Source organism: Gracilimonas sp., assembly GCF_031581265.1.
GTDB lineage: Bacteria > Bacteroidota > Rhodothermia > Balneolales > Balneolaceae > Gracilimonas.
Window position 1 is genome coordinate 40,632 of the sequence record NZ_JAVLBQ010000015.1, and the last position, 19,647, is coordinate 60,278.

General features: G+C 42.2%; 14 protein-coding genes. 1 reads left to right on the forward strand and 13 read right to left on the reverse strand.

What is annotated here, in order from left to right:
• Nucleotides 1–42: 42 nt before the first annotated feature.
• The 3 genes from RI561_RS07250 to RI561_RS07260 form a co-directional block, all read right to left on the reverse strand.
• Nucleotides 43–1,227: a thiolase family protein gene (locus tag RI561_RS07250; RefSeq protein WP_395079566.1), complete on the reverse strand. Its 1,185-nt coding sequence runs from the start codon at nt 1,225–1,227 to the stop codon at nt 43–45.
• Between the two features lie 26 nt (nt 1,228–1,253).
• Nucleotides 1,254–3,599 (reverse strand): 3-hydroxyacyl-CoA dehydrogenase/enoyl-CoA hydratase family protein, encoded by a 2,346-nt coding sequence (locus tag RI561_RS07255; protein ID WP_395079567.1) that lies wholly within the window; start codon nt 3,597–3,599, stop codon nt 1,254–1,256.
• A gap of 115 nt (nt 3,600–3,714) precedes the next feature.
• Entirely contained in the window at nt 3,715–5,502 is a 1,788-nt protein-coding gene (locus RI561_RS07260; RefSeq protein ID WP_395079568.1) for an AMP-dependent synthetase/ligase, read from the reverse strand.
• Nucleotides 5,503–5,685: 183 nt separating this feature from the next.
• On the opposite strand from RI561_RS07260, the gene RI561_RS07265 reads away from it, so the two are divergent.
• The gene (locus tag RI561_RS07265) at nt 5,686–6,114 is read left to right on the forward strand and encodes a hotdog fold thioesterase (RefSeq protein WP_395079569.1); all 429 of its coding nucleotides are present in this window, start codon (nt 5,686–5,688) and stop codon (nt 6,112–6,114) included.
• A gap of 20 nt (nt 6,115–6,134) precedes the next feature.
• Here the strand turns inward: RI561_RS07265 and RI561_RS07270 are convergent, their stop codons facing one another.
• The 10 genes from RI561_RS07270 to hppD form a co-directional block, all read right to left on the reverse strand.
• Nucleotides 6,135–7,781, reverse strand: a complete 1,647-nt coding sequence (locus tag RI561_RS07270; protein WP_395079570.1) for a class I adenylate-forming enzyme family protein — start codon at nt 7,779–7,781, stop codon at nt 6,135–6,137.
• 118 nt (nt 7,782–7,899) lie between these two features.
• Nucleotides 7,900–9,249 carry a M24 family metallopeptidase gene (locus tag RI561_RS07275; protein WP_395079571.1) on the reverse strand — a complete coding sequence of 450 codons (1,350 nt, stop codon included), beginning with the start codon at nt 9,247–9,249 and terminating at the stop codon, nt 7,900–7,902.
• Between the two features lie 152 nt (nt 9,250–9,401).
• A complete protein-coding gene (locus tag RI561_RS07280) occupies nt 9,402–11,417 on the reverse strand; it encodes an LVIVD repeat-containing protein (RefSeq protein ID WP_395079572.1) in 2,016 nt (671 codons plus the stop codon).
• 44 nt (nt 11,418–11,461) lie between these two features.
• Complete coding sequence (locus RI561_RS07285) at nt 11,462–12,193, reverse strand: DUF305 domain-containing protein (RefSeq protein ID WP_395079573.1); 732 nt, start codon at nt 12,191–12,193, stop codon at nt 11,462–11,464.
• 134 nt (nt 12,194–12,327) lie between these two features.
• A complete protein-coding gene (locus RI561_RS07290) occupies nt 12,328–14,118 on the reverse strand; it encodes a M61 family metallopeptidase (RefSeq protein ID WP_395079574.1) in 1,791 nt (596 codons plus the stop codon).
• A gap of 258 nt (nt 14,119–14,376) precedes the next feature.
• Nucleotides 14,377–14,934 carry an ABC transporter permease gene (locus RI561_RS07295; RefSeq protein WP_395079575.1) on the reverse strand — a complete coding sequence of 186 codons (558 nt, stop codon included), beginning with the start codon at nt 14,932–14,934 and terminating at the stop codon, nt 14,377–14,379.
• A gap of 19 nt (nt 14,935–14,953) precedes the next feature.
• The gene (locus RI561_RS07300; protein ID WP_395079576.1) at nt 14,954–15,262 is read right to left on the reverse strand and encodes a hypothetical protein; all 309 of its coding nucleotides are present in this window, start codon (nt 15,260–15,262) and stop codon (nt 14,954–14,956) included.
• An 83-nt stretch (nt 15,263–15,345) separates the two neighbouring features.
• Nucleotides 15,346–16,713: an ABC transporter permease gene (locus RI561_RS07305; protein WP_395079577.1), complete on the reverse strand. Its 1,368-nt coding sequence runs from the start codon at nt 16,711–16,713 to the stop codon at nt 15,346–15,348.
• A 240-nt stretch (nt 16,714–16,953) separates the two neighbouring features.
• Entirely contained in the window at nt 16,954–18,108 is a 1,155-nt protein-coding gene (locus RI561_RS07310; RefSeq protein WP_395079578.1) for a homogentisate 1,2-dioxygenase, read from the reverse strand.
• 78 nt (nt 18,109–18,186) lie between these two features.
• A complete protein-coding gene (gene hppD / locus RI561_RS07315; protein WP_395079579.1) occupies nt 18,187–19,323 on the reverse strand; it encodes a 4-hydroxyphenylpyruvate dioxygenase in 1,137 nt (378 codons plus the stop codon).
• Nucleotides 19,324–19,647 lie beyond the last annotated feature (324 nt).

The window sequence follows — 19,647 nt, forward strand, 5'->3', positions numbered from 1 at the left end:
TACCGACTTTCGTCATTGGCCGTTCGACAATCGTCGTCCAGGTTAAAGATTTTCAAAAATTCCGGCAGCGCCCATTCCTCCACCAATGCACATAGTGACCAAACCATATTTAGACTTTCTGGCTTTCATCTCGTATAAAATCTGTGTGGTTAATTTAGCTCCTGTACAACCCAGTGGATGCCCCATCGCAATGGCTCCTCCGTTAACATTGGTGATTTCTTCATCCAATCCCAACTTACGAATTACAGCCAGTGATTGAGACGCAAAAGCCTCATTCAATTCAATAAGATCAATATCAGATAGCTTTAACCCTGTTTTACTCAAAACTTTTGGAACAGCTTCAATCGGCCCAATACCCATAATTTCGGGAGCCACACCTGCAACCTGGAAACCTACATAACGAGCCATAGGTTCAAGGGCCAGTTTCTTAACCATTTCACCGCTCATAACCACAACTCCTGCAGCGGCATCATTCATCTGAGAGGAATTCCCAGCTGTTACACTTCCACCATTTTTGAATGCAGGTCGCAATCCTGATAAAGCCTCCATCGAAGTATCTTTACGAGGTCCTTCATCTTGCTTAAAGGTGAAAGATTCTTCTACAACATCTCCACCGGCTGTTACTTTCTTTTCTTTCACTTCAACGGGTGTGATCTGCTCATCAAACTTTCCATCTTCCCAAGCCTTTATAGCTCGCTGGTGACTTCGATATGCGAATTCATCCTGATCTTTACGACTCACATCATATTTATCTGCTACATTTTCTGCGGTAATTCCCATGCTTACATAAACACCCGGTTTTTTCTCAACCAGTTCAGGAGTGGGTTGAAACGACATTCCACCCATTGGCACTAAACTCATAGATTCAACTCCCCCGGCAATAATCACATCTGCCCCACCCGCCATTATTCGTTCAGCGGCCATGGCTATTGTTTGTAATCCGGATGAACAAAATCGGTTTACTGTAACTCCGGTCACTGAGTCAGGTAATCCCCCAAGAAGCGCAATTTGCCTTGCTACATTCAACCCTTGAGATGCTTCAGGAAATGCACACCCCATAATAACATCTTCTATTTGATCCGGCTCAAGCCCCTTTGTTCTGGCTAAAAGATCTTTTACTACAGCTCCCCCCATCGAATCGGGTCGCGTAAACCGCAGTGAACCTTTATTCGCTTTCCCACAAGGTGTTCGTGCTGCTGCTACAATGTATGCTTCCCTGTCTGACATAATATTAAATCCTGAATTTTGAATTTTTAATTTCTTAATGGCTTTCCCTTCTTCAACATATGCTCCATTCTGGCCAGTGTTCGGTCATCTTGCAAGCATTCCAAAATGGCTTCTCGCTCTAATTTCAACAGATACGATTCAAGTACTTCTTGCTCTTCACTTAAATCACCGCCGGACAACACATAGGCTACTCGTTCTGCTACTACTTTGTCGTAATCGGTGATATAGTTTCCTTCGTGCATCACATGCAGCATCAATTTCATAGCTGCCAAAGCAGTTTTTCCCAGCACCTTTACCGGTGTTTCTGCGGCAGATCTATATCCGGCCTGTACTAAATTCAACGCCTCTTCTTTTGCCGTTTTGATAACCAAATCCCGGTTCATCACTATGGTATCAGAAGGACGTAAGTAACCTAATTCTTTAGCTAAATGCGCACTTTCGGAAACTTTAGCCATACCAATAGTTTTGAACACTTCCCGTATAAATGGCAGCGGATCGGCTTCTCCCTCAAGCTTGTCCATAGCTCTTCGAAGCAGTTCTTTGGTTCCGCCTCCGGCAGGTATCAAGCCAACCCCTACTTCTACCAATCCCATATACAATTCGTGATGTGCTACTACTTTATCTGAATACAAACAAAATTCAACGCCACCGCCTAATGTTTTCCCGAACGGAGCAGCAACTACCGGGAAAGGGGCGTAACGCAAAGCAACCGCTGTTTTCTGAAAGTTATTTACTGCTTCAACTACACTGTCCCAATCTCCACTTTGCTTGGCAGTTAATGCTTCTTTCAAATTGGCTCCAAAGGCAAAATTATCTCCATCATGGCTGATAACCATGGCCTCAAAATTTTCTTTCACCTTATCTAAAGATTTGTGCAGAGATTCCACCAACTCAGCTCCAAGCGTAGCATTTTTGGTTTTAAACTCAAATAGCGCAACGCCATCTCCCATATCATGAAGTGCGGCACTGTCATTTTTCATAACCGCTACTTGTTCTTTTCGGAAATGCGATACTTTGATTTCGCCCTTGGCTTCCGGCGGAATTTCTACCATAGATTTAGAATCAGGATCATAGACCTTTCCATCCTGATAAAATTGTTCGAATCCGGCATCAAGCATTTTAGAAATCAAATTGGGAATATCTTTTCCTTCTTTCTCAATCTTTTCAGCCGTTTCTTTGATACCGAGGGCATCCCAGCGTTCAAACGGCCCCATTTCCCAATTAAAGCCCCACTGCATAGCCCGGTCAATGGAAAGTGGTGAATCCGTAATTTCCGGAATTCGATTAGCCGCATACATCAGCAGGTCTCGATGTACATTCCATTGAAAATCTCCAATCTTACCATCAGAGTTTACCAAAAACTTCAACCGCTCAGCCGTATCTTTAATCTTATTGGCTTCTTCCAGAATAGGATCTTCAAGACTTTGCTGCGATTCATATTCAAAACTATCCGGATTTAATACCAAATATTCGCCATCTTTTTTGGTGTAAAATCCTTTACCGGCTTTGTTGCCGATCATACCCTCATCTACCATTTTCTCGAACTCGTCTGGAAGGTTGAAGGTCTCCTGCATTTCATCATCAGGTATGGATGGGTACAGGTTTTTGGCTACATGATTGGTAACATCAAGTCCGGCCATATCAGCGGTGCGAAATGTGGCTGCCTTGGAATAACCAGTAAGTTTTCCGGTAAGCAGGTCAATATCTTCTGCTCGAAAATCCCCGTTAAAAAAGTAGGGCATAATATTGGCGATGGAAAAGATACCTACACGGTTGGCAATAAAATTTGGAGTGTCTTTACAAATAACCACTCCTTTGCCGAGTGATTTTTCACAAAAACGATGCATGAATTCGGTTACTTCATCCGATGTCGTATCAGTAGGAATCACTTCCAACAACTTCATGTACCTGGGTGGATTAAAAAAGTGGGTCCCTAAAAAATGTGCCTTAAAATCGTCTCTGCAATCTTCGCTAATCTCACTTATTGGTAATCCGGAAGTATTGGAACTCACAATAGTTTCAGGTTTACGAACTTCCTCAATGCGAGACATCATATCTTTCTTGATGTCCATTTTTTCAATGATAACCTCACAAATCCAGTCCGCATCATTCAGCTTATCAAAATCATCCTCAAAATTTCCGATTTCCACTCTATTAGCGAACTCAGGTTTTCCGAATGGAGCCGGTTTCATTTTTGAAGCCTTTTGCAAACTTTCCTCAACTGTCTTGTTGGGTCGGTCAGGATCGTCACTCTTCAGATCCAACAGCACCACATCCAAGCCGGCGTTTACACAGTGAGCCGCAATTTGACTACCCATCACACCGGAGCCTAAAACTGCTACTTTCTTGATAAAATATTTTCTTGTACTCATAATTTTAACTCTTACAGAAATCTCGTCTTAACGACTTAACCCTTTTTTGACTAATTCTATTTTCAATTCCAAAAATTATTAACAGAAATATTCCAAGTCATTCTATGATTTCGATTTACGATTCCTCATCTGCGTATATGGAATCAATCTGCTCTTTGTATTTCTTATTGATGACGTTTCGTTTGATTTTTAGTGTAGGGGTAATCTCTCCATCATCAATCGTAAATTGATCTTCCAGAAGCTTAAAGCGTTTCACTTTTTCCCACTTTGAAAGCTCTTTATTCACCTTATCAATTTCTTTCTGAATCCTTTTAACTACGAATTCATTTTCAGTGATATTTTCATCGGGAAATTGATGGGCTTTCGTTTCAAACCGTTTCTTCATGTTCTCCCAATTAGGTACAATCAGGGCTGCACAAAATTTATGCTCGCTCCCCACCACAACTGCTTGTTCAATGAATCCACTGTTTACTAATGTATTTTCGATGGGTTGGGGCGCCACATATTTACCTGTGGATAGCTTGAACAGAGATTTCTTCCGATCTGTTACGAAAAGCCATCCATCGTCATCCAAATGGCCAATATCACCGGTGTGGAACCAACCCTCATCATAAATGGCTTCTTCTGTTTTTTCAGGCATCTTGTAATATCCTTTCATGATGTAAGGCCCTTTTGCCAGGATCTCCCCATCTTCAGCTATTTTAATTTCAACATCAGCAATAGGTTTACCTGAGGAACCAATATTTAATTCACCTTTCGGGGGACCGGTAAGTACAGGCGAGGTTTCTGTCAACCCATAACCCAATCCACAATAAATACCGATTCCATTTATAAACCGGGCAATATTTGGTGATAAAGCCGCACCTCCAACATTAAATCCTACCATTCGTCCACCAAATAATTCACGGATTTTGGAATAAACAAGTTTGTCAGCAATCTTCCATTTCCACTTTGAAGGAGGATTATCGGGGTCATAATCTTCTGCTAAATTCACCGCCCAATAATAAAGCTGCTTTTTGATCCCACTCATTTCCTGCCCTTTCACTTTAATTCCGGTAACAATTTTCTCCAGTAATCGGGGTACAGTAACCAGATAAATTGGTTTTACGTGACCAAAATCCTCTTTAATCTCGTCTGTATCTTCAATGTAATAAGGAGGAATTCCGACATATGCATAAATGTAGGATGCCGTTCGTTCAAACATATGTGCTAAAGGCAGGTAAGAAAGAACTGTAGGTTTTTCATACTTGTCTACTTCAAATGGAAAAATTTCATAAGCAGCCAATGCATTTCCGGCAATATTATGATGAGTCAACATTACCCCTTTAGGAACGCCGGTAGTTCCTGACGTGTAGATAAGAGTAGCTAAATCATCCGGCTCCACATCGTTCCTTAGTTTTTCAAAAAGAGAAGGATCTTCTTCTCCCTTTTTGTGTCCCATTTCTAAGATCTCATCAAGAGTGCGTAGTTTTTCATGGTTTGAACCGAGAATAGAAACAATGGCCTTTACATTCGTAACTTCTTTAATGAGAGGTTTGGTTTCGGCAAACACTTCATCATTTGACACAAAATGGACTTTAGCCTCCGAGTTTTCTAATATATATTTGATTTGCTCGCCCGGTTGCGTAGTATAAATTGGAACGACAGCCGCCCCAAGTGAAAGAACGGCCTGATCAATAACCAACCACTCCGTAGAATTTTCGGCATGAAGAGAAATTTTATCCCCTTTTCGAACACCAAGTTCATGTAATCCCAATGCCAGGTCGCGAACCATCTGTTTAAAATCATCAACAGAAGTTTCGATCCATTCTCCATTTCTTTTTACGGCAGAAAATACTCCGGTTTTATTTTTTTCATACCCTTGTTCTACGATGGATAAGATAGTTGTTGGCTCGTATTTCATAATATTTTCCTATCATCAGCTTGGTTAATCGTAATTGGTATATTAGTTAATGGGATTTGCCATGTTTAAAGGCCAATTTTTAGCACTAATCACCATTAACAAATAACAAATTTGCCGCTTATTTGAAAGCGATTCCATGCCTTTATTTTAATAACTTAACACCGTTAATCAAATTCAAATTTTATGTTTATCGAAGATACCCTGAAAAAGAAAGCCGAGATGTACTTCAATTTCGATCATAAACACATGGGACACGCCTTAGGGATTGAATTTCAACACGTTTCTGTAGATAAAATAGTAGCTACAATGCCGGTAAATGAAAATTCGGTACAGCCTTTTGGGGTGTTACATGGCGGAGCTTCAGTGGCTTTAGCCGAAACTTTGTGCTCAGTCGGTGGGTGGTTTTTGCTTGAAGAAGTATCCAAAACAGTAGTTGGTGTGGAGATTAATGCCAATCACATTCGCTCGGTAAAAATGGGTGGAGAAGTTACAGGAACTGCAAAGCCGGTTCATGCCGGGAAAAGAATACAGGTGTGGGAGTGTGAAATTCGGGATGAGCGTGATAAATTGGTGTGTTCATCGAGGTGTACTTTGGCCGTAGTGAAAAGGTAATTTTAAATACTTACAATTAGTCATTTCTTAAACTGAACTTTTTTCCACTCCTCAAATAAATGCGCCACTTTTAATCGCTGGTATTTTCCTGTAGAAGTAACAGGGAGCTCCTCTCCAACGACCACAACCTTAGGAGCTTTAGAAAAGGGTAAATGCTTTTGGCAGTAGTCCAGAATAGCCTGTTTATCTTCTTTGGCTTCCTCCTTGAGTTGAACATACGCGCCCACTTCTTCCCCATACCAATCGTTTTCAAAACCAACCGCGATGCCAGCTTTTACGCCAGGTGCCTTGTTGATTACTTCATCAATCTCCAGCGGTGCCAAGTTTATTCCTCCACGGATAATCAGCTCTTTCAACCGTCCCGTGATGAAAAAATAGGGATTGCCCTCTTCGTCCTTTTTAATAAACCCCTCGTCTCCGCTTCGAAACCAACCGTTTTTAAAAGCCGATTCATTGGCTTCCCGATTGTTGAAATATTCTTTCATCACGTTCACCCCACGTATTACAATTTCGCCTCGCTCCCCTTCCGGTACTGAATTCCCCTGTTCATCCTGAATATCCATTTCATTAGCAGGAACCGGGATTCCAATACTGGGATACCCGAAATCTCTCATCCATTTGTAGTGCTCTTCTCTTGGTTGATCAACAGGGATAAAACAGGAATAGCACGTGGTTTCTGAAAGGCCGTAGCCATGAATAATCGGGATATCGAATTTCTCCTCAAAATTTTGTACTACCTGTACAGTCAGTGGTCCCGCCCCGCAGATAATGTGACGAAAATGACTGATACCAGGTGCTTCTTTGTCTGCATAATAATTGGTGAGATATTGAAGCAACGTTGGCACTACACTTACAACATGCACGCCCTCATTCTCTACAGCCTCAAAAAAATGGCTCGCACTGAATTTCTGATTCAGCACTGTCGATCCACCGGCATAAAACGGTGTAATCATAGTTACCACGGTACCATTAACATGGTGTATGGGGAGCACACACATCATTTTTGTTTGACCATCAATGTTATGCCATTGAGATATTGTCCTGGCATCCTCTAATAGGTTGCGTTGCGTTAAAACCACTCCTTTTGGGCTTCCGGTTGTTCCGGACGTAAACACAATCAGGGCCTCAGATTCCAGATCAACCTTAGGATCATCTAACACACCGTCCTTTTCAGAAAAACACGCTACATCATCATCACACCCTACTACTTCAACTTCGGAAAGAGCTATTTCTTTGTTGATAATGGATTGAATCCTTCCGGTGTACTCATCCCGAACCAATGCCAGTTTTACTTCCGCATTTTCGAGGATATAAGCAATTCGGTTGTCATCTTCCCCAAGATTTACCGGTACTACTACCAATCCACAAAACCATGCTGCAAAATATTGAACAACCGTATGCCAGTGGTTGTGGGAAATGGTGGCAATTTTATCTCCCTGCTGTAGTCCCTTGGACTGATAGAATCGAGCTGTATTCAGCACATACTTGTAAAATTCTCGATAGCTAACATCAGTCCGATTATGTTCTGCATCCCGATATGTCAAGTAAACCTTGCCGCTACCGATACCCCTTTTTAGTAATGATTTAAAATCAACTACCAACTCCGGCAAGGGATTATTGAGACTTCGAGCATGTGTAATTTTCTCTTCTAAGTTTCTGAATTCCATCGTACTACAACTCTTTTTTACAGATGGTAGCAGATGAAATCAAAAAAGGCAAATACTCTTAACCGTTGGTTACTGCGAAATTAATAATATTAAAGCTATTCAAATTAATGTTTATACATCATTGTTTAGCCGGCGTTCTTGGAATGGTCATGATTTCACGTTGACGTCCATCGATATACCAAACCCCTGATGCATCAAAAAAGGCATCTTCTTCCAACATAATGCGAATTTCTTTGCCCCACTCTTCAATATAGGTTGCGTTGTTCAGCTCAATGGAATACGCGGTATTTAGGTGAAGGGGATAGTCTCCATCGCCGGGCACACCGTCCTGCTTATCCCACATTCCCAATGTGGTACCTGCAGCGTGACCGTGGTAGCCAACTGGGTGAGTATAGATGCTCGGCTTGAGACCTTCTTCTTTGGCTTCTTTCAATGACATAGCCAACACCTCATTTCCCGTTCGGCCTTCTTTAAAATTATTGGTGAATATATCCTGCAGTCGATTCCCATTATCAAAAGCTTCTTTCAGGTAGTCGGGAACTTCTGTCTCTCCCGGTCGAAGTACATAAGCATGCTGTTGGGTATCAGTGTTGAGCCGGAGGTATTTTATGCCAAAATCTACGTGTAGTAAATCTCCGGGCATAATCAAATTTTCACCCGGTCGGCTGTCAAATGTTCTTAAATGATCAAAGGATTCGGGATCAGCTCTTTGAATGGACACACTTGGATGAAACCAGGTTATTAAATTCAGATCCCTGATTTTTTCCCTGAACCACCAAACTACGTCTTCTGTAGTTGTCACTCCCGGTTGAATGACATGATCTGAAAATCCTTCTGCTATAATCTCATGCGCAATTCGAACAATCTGAGGATAAATCTGCATTTCTTTTTCAGTCCGTGTTTCCAGCCAACCCACAGCAAGTTTTTCAGCTGACACCAATCGGTTTGCATATTCACTTCCTAAAGCTTCCTTCATTTCCTCATGATCCGTCACAACCAGTCCATCTGCGTGCCCCCAAATTTCAGAAATATTGATTCCAATTCGTTCCGGATCTCTTTCTTCTATAATCTCCGCAAGTCTTTTCCATTGATCCGGTTCCTCTTCCGGATCCCATGCTCTTTTGAACAACTCACCTACATCGTAACGAGCTACAGCAAGGGTTTCTACACCATTCCCCTCTCCAAGGTCGTGCATCACTAAAATGGTTCGGCGCCGGGCTGCATGCCATGTTGCCGGCAGAAAAGTCTTGATCACCGGATCTTCATTATACTCTCTCGATACTATGACCCACATATCAATATCAGCTCTTCGCATCAACTGCGGAAGTACTGTTTCGACCTTATCTATCAAAAGATCGTCAATAACTTCTGCTCTTTCCTGCATGGATAAAACATGGGGGTAATTCTGAGCAAATGGTGAGGTTGTGAATAGAATCACAATAAACAAAAGGGAAACGATTTTCTTCATTTGGGGATGATTTGATGGTTTAAGAGTTTCCCCCGAATATGAAGAGTAATAACCTAATCTGCAAAACTTGATCCCACTATAAACAAAAAAATCCTGACCCGGCTGTTCGCCGAATCAGGATTATAAAATCTAACTTAGATATTTAACTGCAATTACATGTCGGCTAAATCTCGAAGTGTTTGTGCCAGTGTTCGTACTTTCTCTGACTGAGAAGACGAAGCTGCTTTTGACGCTATATTTCCTGCCAATTCAGTCAGTACATCACTATTGCCACGTTCTGCACTTCTGATACCTGTGCGTAAAGCAGCAATATCGGCATCACTTAATCCATCATTACGATCAAGTTGATCTACATAAGCTTTTGCTAATGCATAGGTTGTTGGCCATTCAAACATAGGCTGTCCCTGTGCATTCAGGTAATCAAGCTTAACGGTATTAGCAGCATCAATTTCGTTCTGGGTAATATATGGACTTGGCTCCAGCTCAAAAATATCCAGTCCACGAGCAATCTCGGAATTGATGATCATCCCATTATACCAGTATACCGACCAGCTTCCGCCAGATCCCATTTGATCAGGATTGGAAGGCCCTCTATCGTGGAAAGCAATTTCAACCGGATTTTCAATATCCGTCCAGTCAAATACAGAGATTCCACCCTGATACCAAGACTGAACCATAATTTCTCTTCCCGGAACCGGAATCAACGAACCATTATGAGCTACACAGTTTTCCAATTCCGTTTGAGGAGCAGGTAGTTTGTAATAGCTTTCGAATTCCATCTGGTTATTGTCATTGATGGTGAATAAAGCATTTGCGCCCCACTCGTAAGGATCGGTTTCACGGCATTTTGGTTGTCCGCCACCGCCCCATTCATCAGTGAAAAGTACTTTCTTACCATCATTGCTGAACGTGGCAGAGTGCCAGTAGGAGAAGTTAGAATCTGCTACCGCATCTACCCTTTTGGGATTTTCAGGATCGGTGATATCAAGTAATAACCCGTAACCCTCACAAGCACCACCGGCTAATCCAATTTCAGGATACAGCGTAATATCGTGGCATTGATTTGGGCCTCTTTCCTGTCTTTCATTTCCACCAAACATTTGAGCAATCATATCAGGTAATTGGTCTCTCAATGCGGCACTGTCGGCAGCAGTAGGAGTACCTGTATCATTTCCTCGTTCCTGCATAACATTGCCAATTAATTGTTGCACAAATTGATCAGGTAGAACTTGTGGATTTCCAAAAATTTCTACTACAAATGCTCCTTCTTCTTTTGCTCTTTCAATGCGCTCTAGATCAGCAGGAGCAAGACCATGAGTAGGAGCTGCTTCCAGATCATCAAAAATACGAGGAGAGTTTACAATAGCTGCTTCCTGCGGATTGTCTAAAGGAACTTTGATAACCTCAATTCTAAAGAGTGCTGAGTTTGGATCATCCTCTGGCAACGCATTCACACAACCCGGAAGTTCCTCTTCAGGTCTTACCGGTGCTGAACCGGAAACATAGATAAATACATTGTCGTCATCTTCAGGATCTTTTAATACGGAATGCGTGTGTGATCCACGGCACGTTTGAACATTAGCCACATACTCAGGCTCTTCAACATTTGTGATGTCGAAAATTCTGATACCTCGTAACCGTTCCTGACTTACTGCTTGGTCTATCCCTTCAGTACCGCAATCGAGTCGGCCACCAAAGCCTTCACCGGAAACAAACATTAAGTTTCCATACACGGAAACATCACTCTGTGAAGCCGGGCATAAGTAATCGACTACCAATTCAGGAGAACGTGGATTAGTGACATCCCATACAATCACTCCATTATAATTTCCCTGGAAAACATAATTGTCTTTAAAGGCAAGGTCTGAGTTTGTAACCCCTACAAAGTTTTCAGGCGGAGGTGTTTGTGAAAGCATATTCAAGTTCCAAATAGCTTCTTCAGCGTCAAATAATCCGGCTTCTAATCCTACTCGTGGGTCCGGACTTGGAGGTGTTACTTCCGACATTGGTTTTGGTTCTATTTCCGGTACTACGGGACTCATGTCATCGTCAACCATAGAGGATGAACAACCATAAGCTCCAAATACCACAGCAAGAACCAGCATACCTAATAATTTAGCAGAACCAAGTCGTACCGACGAGGTCCATTTCGTATCTGATCTATTCATGTGTTTGTATTGATTTGTGTTGTTGTTAAAATTTGCTTGCAGTATTAATTGGAAGCGGTTATCTCATCCAGCATTAACTGCATTCGTGCAATTTCTGTTTTTTGATCTACTTGTATATCTGTAGCCAGCCTGAACGCCCCTTCATCTTGTGCGGCCCCATCTGTGCTGAACAGCTTATCTACCATAGTTACTGCTCCTTGGTGATGCTGAATCATGTATTTTAGGAATAACCGGTCAAATTCGACTCCCTCAGCATCTGCCAATTCCCTAAGTTGTTGATCACTCAACATACCCGCCATCTTTGAATGATCCATATCGGCGTGATGTCCTTCCAACCCATGGATCATTAAATTTAAACCTTCAATATGAACTTCAGGCACGGGCTGCTCTCTGTCTTCCAACCACCGCTGCATCGTTTTGATCTCATCTTTTTGAGCATTGATAATCCGTGCGGCCAGTGTTTGTACTTGTGAACTTGCATTGTTTTCCGGGGCGAGCCGAGACATGATCAACGCCTGAGCGTGGTGAGCAATCATACCAATCATAAAATCAGTATCAGCTTGTGTAAAATTCATTTTGGCGCTATCCTGTCGAGCATAAAACAGACGTTCCAACTCTTCAATAGATCTTCCATCCTCAACGGTATCAGAAGTATCTTCATTTTCAGTAACTGTTCCACTTCCGGTACACGCCGAAAAACCAATCACCAAAATAAAAAGTAGAACGAAGTTTCCTGTTGACCTTCCGAAAAGGGATTCTAATCTTTTATTAACCATAACTTATTTTAAAATAATGCTGTTTTGTTATTATTGAATGATAATAGCATTAGGAATCAAATACCATCACCATAATTTTATATTGACATACCTATTAATCTACGGATTGATTTCCTAAAAGTTTTCTCTGATCTCTAATTCTTTAACCAATCAGATTTTTTTGCAATCTGAGCTTCATTGGCTCTTTGATTAATCTCTGTCTTGAAGGACGGATCCTCAGCTAATTTCACCTGTACCGTTTTTGTTTCATTCCACCGACGAAAGATGATCTCAACTTCATCACCCGGTGCATAATTCTGCAAAATTTCATCTACGTCAGAAACAGAACTGAGATCTGTTCCTGCGATTGATATAATCTCGTCAGTAGATTCAATTCCTGCCTCATAAATGGGCGAGCCCATAATGGCATTTGATCTCAATAATCCTACTCCATCTTCGATTAGAATATTTGTTCCAAGAGTAACATTTCCTGGATTAGCTTTCCCAAAATTCACCCCAACACTGGCGAACAAAGACTCATAATCCGGCATTTGGCTATCGTAGATGTATTTACTAAAAAATTCAGATGCAAATTCCTGTCCAGCATATTCTCCCAAAGTTGCCTCAATATCACGATTGGTGTATGGTATTTCCGTCTCACCAAATTCATGCCACATCAACTTCATGAAATCGTCCATATTTTTATTGCCATCTAAGTTTCGAAGAGATAGATCCAAAGCCAACCCAAGTACACTTCCATAGGTGTAATAGGAAATAAAGGTGTTTTCTTTGTTTTGAGGATCTACAGAAGTGGCCGCATCTACAAATGGAGCCTGATAGCTCATTTCAACCGGACTGAAAAAATCTCGGCCGGGATGATTGAATGCGTAATTAATTCCTCCGGCTAACCCTTCAATATATTCTTGCTCAGTTCTGATCCCGGCTCGTGCTAAAATTAATCCTGTGTAGTAACTCGTAAAACCTTCTGCAAACCAAAGCTCGCCACTCATGTTGGCTTCCTCAAAATCGAAGGGTTCCAAACTTGCCGGACGAATACGCTCCACATTCCAGGTATGAATAAATTCGTGGGAAATCGTCCCGATGCTGGTTTCGGCAAGTGGTCGGTCTAACGGCTTCGAATTAGTGACAATCGTTGAGTTTCGATGCTCCATTCCATCTCCGCTGGCATTGGGCATAAAGCAATTGAGGAACACATATTCGCTATAATCCAGCTTCGGTAACTCCCCGAAAACTTCTACTTGCTCATTCACTATCGCCATCACCTTTCCGAAATATTCATCTACTTCGCTTTCAGTTGCAGAAGTATGGAGTGCCATTTTTATGAGCTGCCCATTAACCTCATCCTGTCTTTCAAAAAAGTCAGCAATTTCTACCGGACTATCTAAAAAGTAATAAAGGTCCGGTGCGTAATAGGTTGTTCCCTCAAGTGGTTTGAGTTGGGTGGCAATTTTCCAGCTTAGATCCTCACGAACATCAAAAGTGATTTCAATTGGACGATGTTCATAATCGCGTGCCCAGGCAAAGGTTGCCGGCATGTTGAGGTGGGCGTGCGTTTCATCCACCTGCGAGTAGGTTCCATCTCCCCGATTGGCAAACAGTGTGTACTCAAATTTCACGGTTCCGTCATGTCCGCTTACGTTCCATTGATGTGGATTAGGGCGCGTAACTTCCAACTCATTTCCTTTGCCATCAGTTGCCTTTACCCCATATACATTCTTGGCAAACTCGTGCAGTGCATATCGCCCCGGAGAAGTGCGGCTCATTCGAACTTCTAAAATCTTGTTATCTAAATTGGTGTAGGTTATGCTGATCTCAGCTTCATGGTGGACGGCGTTTTCGAAGGAGATTTCGTATTTGGTGGTGGTTTGTGCGGTAAGTGATAAAGTGAGGAGTGATAGAGTGAGCGTTAGTAGAATTTGTCTCATGACGGAATTTTGAGGTTTTGATTTGATAGGTGGGAATATGTAGAGGATTGGAGTAAGGTTCAAGGTGTTAGGTGCGAGGTGCAAGTTTCCTTCGCTACGATCGCTCTGCGTCTTAGCGTATTTGGTGACGACGGTAATAGTGGCATGTTAATGTCAGGTCCAATCGGATGCTTGAACCAGATCAGAGTCCCTACAATTATGGCAAAATTGCTCTATTCATTATCATCCAGCCAGGGAAAGTCCAATCATTTTTGGTGTTTATCCCTGAATTGTATCAGCTGGATTTGTCATGGCAGCTTGCAAAGACCTGATCCCGGTTGAAAATAATGCGATTATTAAAACAGTAAGTCCCGCCCCAATAAATATCATGGGCCCCACCTCTATCCTGTAAGTAAAGTGCTCCAGCCATTTATTGGAGATGATATAAGCGATAGGTACTGCTACTACAAAAGCTGCCATAACCAGTTTCCCAAAGTCTTTCGACAGAAGCAGTAGAATATTTCCCACACTGGCTCCCAAAACTTTTCGAATTCCAATCTCTTTTATGCGTCGTTCCGTCATAAAAGTAGCAAGGCCAAATAATCCAAGGCATCCTACAAAAATGGACATGAAGGCGAAAAAGCCGATGATTTTAGCCGTTTTCTGCTCTTTCTCATACAGGCTGTTTATCTGGTCATCCAAAAAAGTGATCTCCAAGGGACCATTAGTGCCGATCCCTTTCCATGCCTCCTGTAAGGCATCTAAGGTATTGGTAATGTTGCCCCCTTCAATTTTAATCAATAAGGTAAAGGCTCTCCCCCATTGATTTTGACTCATTATTACAGGTTGAACTTCTTTATGAAGTGGTTTGATATGAAAATCTTCCACGACTCCAACGATGTTGTAAAGCCCCACCTTCTCGCCTATGGCGTCCTGTATTGACTCCCAGCCCATTGCTTCTACCCCGGAACGATTTATCTAAGCCTTCCCTGCCACCCTCCGGGATTTCTGGCGAGATATTTCTTCCTGCTATTAATTCAATCTCTACGGTTGAAATTAATTCTTCATCAATCGTTGGTGTTACAAAAGTAATGGGAACATCATCTATTCTATGAATATAATGAGATCCGCCCCTGCTCATAGGCACACCATGGGAAGCAGACACATGTTTTACTGATGCAATTTTTTTGAATTCATCCTTCAACACCTGGTACTTCTGCGTGAAAGCCGGATCCCCTATTGTTGCTACTACAACTTGATCTGTTTCAAAACCCAGGTTTTTTCTTGTATATAATTCAACTGTTGAACAATAACTCCCGTTACCACAATCATTACCAAAGCAATAAGGAATTGAAAAACTACCAGGGACTTTCGAATCCCGGTAGCTGATAAACTCGGTTTTAATGTGCCTTTAATTACATCGCTTGGTTTAAATGAGGATAAAAACAAAGCCGGATAACTTCCCGCTATTATTCCAATAATCACTAAAAGACCGAATATAGATGCATATACCGAATAATTGCTGTACCAATTAAGTTGAATTTCGGTATTTGCAAGGTTATTGAAATATGGCAAGGCAACAGTCAGCAGTACCATTGCCAAAGGAAGTGCCAGGACGGTTAATGCAATGGTTTCCAAGTAAAACTGTTTCATCAACTCTAAGCGGTGTGCACCCAACACATTTCTAACTCCAATTTCTTTGGAGCGTTGTGAAAATCGTGCTGTTGCCATATTCATATAGTTCGCACAACCAATCAGCAAGATTAATAAAGCTATGGCACTCATTATCAGCACATATTGAAAATTCCCCTGGCTGTTTTCTACCAAACTTGAAAAATAGATGTCCGTAAGCCGCTCCAGTTTTATATCCTCCACATAATCCCGCCCATCAATTTCACGAACATGGGTTAATGCACTGCTTGCCACAGAGTCCGGGTTTGTTCCTTCTTTTAACAACACGTACATAGATTGACCACAATCCATACAGCGACGAGTACTCCGCAGCGATTCATAGGAGATCATTAAATCAAAGCGAAAGTGTGAATTGGTTGGTACATCCTCCATTAACCCCGTAATTTCAAAATCCGTAAGTTCAGGACCGTCAAAATTTATTGGTAAAGATTTTCCCACCGGGTCCTCATCCCCAAACAATCGTTCTGCCAGTGATTTTGTTATAACTGCTGTATTTGGAGCTTCCAGAGGTTTTTCGGCATTACTCGAAAGCAAATTAAAGGAGAAAATATTAAAGAGATTGGGTTCCCCACATAACATTGTGATGTCTTCATACCTTGTTCCTTCAAGCGTGATATTATCGGTACCGCAATTCATGTATTTTGCGGCATCTTCTACCCCCGTATAATTTTCTCTCAATTCGGGAACCGGGTCACCCGCTACATATCCTCCCCAGCTTTTCTCGGCAAATCCGCTGTACGAAGACAGCCTGTATATACGATCTTTCTTCTCATGGTATTGATCAAAACTAAGCTCGTGCTGCACATAAAGAGCTATAAGCAATACCGTTGCAATTCCAACAGCCAAACCAATGATATTGATAGAGAGATACCCCGGATTTCTTTTCAAGTTTCGAAAAACTGAGATGAGATAGTTTTTAAGCATGACCAATCATTACGTTTACGTTTTACAAACACAATAATCTACTACATCTCTAGTAAAAATCAAGGGATTATAAGTGAGCCCCGGTCTTATCTTAACCCAAACAAGAAATGTGCAAGGTTTTAGGTGAATTCAACTATTCTCCTCGCTACGATCGCTCTGCGTCGTAGCGAATTGGTGACGACGCAGAGCGATCGTCACCAGGGCTATAATTACTTGCACCTTGAACCTCGCGACTTGTACCTAATCCTCCAGCCAAGAATATGGATAGCTTGGATCGTCTAATCTCATCGCTTCTTCTGTGACGTACATTGGATGAAAGGTATCAATCATCACGGCATACTCATCCGTTTCTTCAGCGCCGATGCTAGCTTCGGCTTTGCCGGGTTGAGGTCCGTGGGGAATACCACCGGGATGCAGCGTGATATCTGCATAGCCAATACCTTCTCGGCTCATGAAGTCCCCTTCTACGTAGTAGATCATCTCATCGGAATCTACATTGGAGTGATTGTAGGGCGCCGGAATGGATTCGGGGTGATAATCAAATTTCCTTGGACAGAAACTGCATACCACGTAATTATGTCCCCGGAAGGTTTGATGTACCGGCGGCGGCTGATGGATGCGCCCGGTAATCGGCTCAAAATCACGAATATTGAATATCCAGGGGTACAAGTAACCGTCCCATCCTACGACATCACAGGGATGATGGTCAAAAGTATAATGATGGAACCGGCCTCCTTTCTTAATACGGACTTCAAATTCTCCTTCTTCAGTATGAAAAAGTTGTTCAGAGGGCAACCGAAAATCCCGCTCGCAAAATGGTGAGTTTTCCATGAATTGCCCCATATCAGACAGGTATCGTTTAGGAAATTCAATGGGGCCCGTTGACTCAGCCAGTAAGAATCGGTTTTCATCCGTCTCAAAATTCATTTGATAGGTCGTACCGCGCGGAAGAAAAATGTAGTCGCCCCAGCCAAAATCGAGTCGGCCAAAAACGGATTGTATGTGTCCTTCACCTTCATGGATAAAAATCAGTTCATCATGCTCCCCATTTCGGTAAAAATAATCCATGCCATCGGTAGGGCGAGCTACACCAATCTGAATATCGTTATTGAACATCAGCACTTTTCGTCCGGTGATGGGATCTCCTCCGGCAGGAACATCTTTTGTTTTCAGCAGTCGGTGACGCAATGTTTTCTCATCCGCTTTTTTGACGACTATTTCTGCTCCTTCCTCAATTTTCTTCACCCGTGTGGGCATATGATGATGATACAACAACGAACTGTTTCCATGAAACCCCTCCGCTCCGAACAACTCCTCCGTATATAATTCGCCATCCGGCCGTCGAAAAATGGTATGTCGTTTATGTGGAATCTTCCCTAATGCGTGGTAATACATAATGTTAAATTTTGAATTTTTAAATGTTAAATGGCTTCATATCCATTCAACATTCAACATTTAAGCATTTAAAATTAATCAAAGATTGCCTCTCAGTTCTTGTTCGCGTTCGATGGCTTCGAAAAGGGCTTTGAAATTTCCTTTTCCGAAACCGCGGGCACCTTTTCGCTGGATTATTTCATAGAATAAAGTCGGTCGATCTACCACCGGTTTGGTGAAGATCTGCAATAAATATCCTTCATCATCACGATCCACTAAAATTCCTAATTCCGCAAGTTTGTCAATGGGTTCATCGATTTTGCCCACACGGTCTTCCAGTTCTTCATAATAGGTGGTTGGAACGGATAAAAAATCCACTCCCCGATCGCGCAGTTTGGTTACCGTATCAATGATATCTCCGGTAAGCATGGCTACGTGCTGCACGCCCGGACCTTCAAAGAAATCAAGGTACTCTTCGATCTGTGATTTCTTCTTTCCCTCTGCCGGTTCATTGATCGGGAATTTGATCATCCCGCGACCGCCGGCCATTACGCGGCTCATTAAGGCCGAATATTCGGTGGAAATATCTTTATCGTCAAAGCTAATGTATTGGGTGAAGCCGAGCACATCGCGGTAGAAATCAACCCAGTCTTCCATCCGGCCTAATTCTACATTTCCTACACAGTGATCTACGAATTGGAGGCCGACATCTTCTGTTTTTATCAGGCTCTCTTTGGGTTGAAATCCCGGCATGAACAGGCCATCATAATTGGACCGATCGATGAAGGAATGAATCACATCTCCATACGTTTTAATAGCTGCTTTACGGATGGTTCCATTATCATCTTCCAGATCATGAGGTTCCAGTACCGGCTCCGCTCCTCGTTTTACGGATTCATTGAACGCACGATCTACATCCTCCACATGCATGGCAATATCTTTTACCCCATCCCCATGTTTTTGGGTGAATTTTGCAATGGGGGAGTTACTATTCAGTGGCGCTGACAATACAAACCGAATGTTCCCCTGTTCCAAATAATAGGAAGAGCGATCCCGAATACCCGTTTCCAATCCCGAGTAGCCCTTTAATTCAAAACCAAAAGCCGTGATGTAGAAATGAGCGGATTGCTTGGCGTTGTTAACATAATGCTCTACATAATCTACATCTTGCAGGCCTAAGTGGTCGTCAAATTTTTCTTCTACGGGACGTTCGAGGGTATTTTGTTGCTCAGCCATGATCCACACTTTTTGGTTAGCTTTCTACTTTCACCATTGAAAATACAAAATAAAAGACCGGTTGCATAGAGTAAACATCTGTTGCCCATGACATTTCAGAAAATCGAACAGACAAGCATTTAAACTTTTGAACAGTAGAGGTAGCTGCTGTAATTGTTTAGTTCTATAGAAACAATCCGGCTAAAAAGTAGCTACATATCCTCTGTTACTCACTCGGACCCGGTGGTCCGACGAGGCATTCCCAACGGGGTCAGCCTGTGTAAAAACCTTATCAAAGAGATTTTATGGTAATGGAGGCATTAGGGTCAGGTCCCGTATATTTTT

Bases quoted from the DNA above. Each gene is read 5' to 3' on its own strand.
- RI561_RS07250 (WP_395079566.1), bottom strand. From the start codon at position 1,227: ATGTCAGACAGGGAAGCATACATTGTAGCAGCAGCACGAACACCTTGT.
- RI561_RS07255 (WP_395079567.1), bottom strand. From the start codon at position 3,599: ATGAGTACAAGAAAATATTTTATCAAGAAAGTAGCAGTTTTAGGCTCC.
- RI561_RS07260 (WP_395079568.1), bottom strand. From the start codon at position 5,502: ATGAAATACGAGCCAACAACTATCTTATCCATCGTAGAACAAGGGTAT.
- RI561_RS07265 (WP_395079569.1), top strand. From the start codon at position 5,686: ATGTTTATCGAAGATACCCTGAAAAAGAAAGCCGAGATGTACTTCAAT.
- RI561_RS07270 (WP_395079570.1), bottom strand. From the start codon at position 7,781: ATGGAATTCAGAAACTTAGAAGAGAAAATTACACATGCTCGAAGTCTC.
- RI561_RS07275 (WP_395079571.1), bottom strand. From the start codon at position 9,249: ATGAAGAAAATCGTTTCCCTTTTGTTTATTGTGATTCTATTCACAACC.
- RI561_RS07280 (WP_395079572.1), bottom strand. From the start codon at position 11,417: ATGAATAGATCAGATACGAAATGGACCTCGTCGGTACGACTTGGTTCT.
- RI561_RS07285 (WP_395079573.1), bottom strand. From the start codon at position 12,193: ATGGTTAATAAAAGATTAGAATCCCTTTTCGGAAGGTCAACAGGAAAC.
- RI561_RS07290 (WP_395079574.1), bottom strand. From the start codon at position 14,118: ATGAGACAAATTCTACTAACGCTCACTCTATCACTCCTCACTTTATCA.
- RI561_RS07295 (WP_395079575.1), bottom strand. From the start codon at position 14,934: ATGAGTCAAAATCAATGGGGGAGAGCCTTTACCTTATTGATTAAAATT.
- RI561_RS07305 (WP_395079577.1), bottom strand. From the start codon at position 16,713: ATGCTTAAAAACTATCTCATCTCAGTTTTTCGAAACTTGAAAAGAAAT.
- RI561_RS07310 (WP_395079578.1), bottom strand. From the start codon at position 18,108: ATGTATTACCACGCATTAGGGAAGATTCCACATAAACGACATACCATT.
- hppD (WP_395079579.1), bottom strand. From the start codon at position 19,323: ATGGCTGAGCAACAAAATACCCTCGAACGTCCCGTAGAAGAAAAATTT.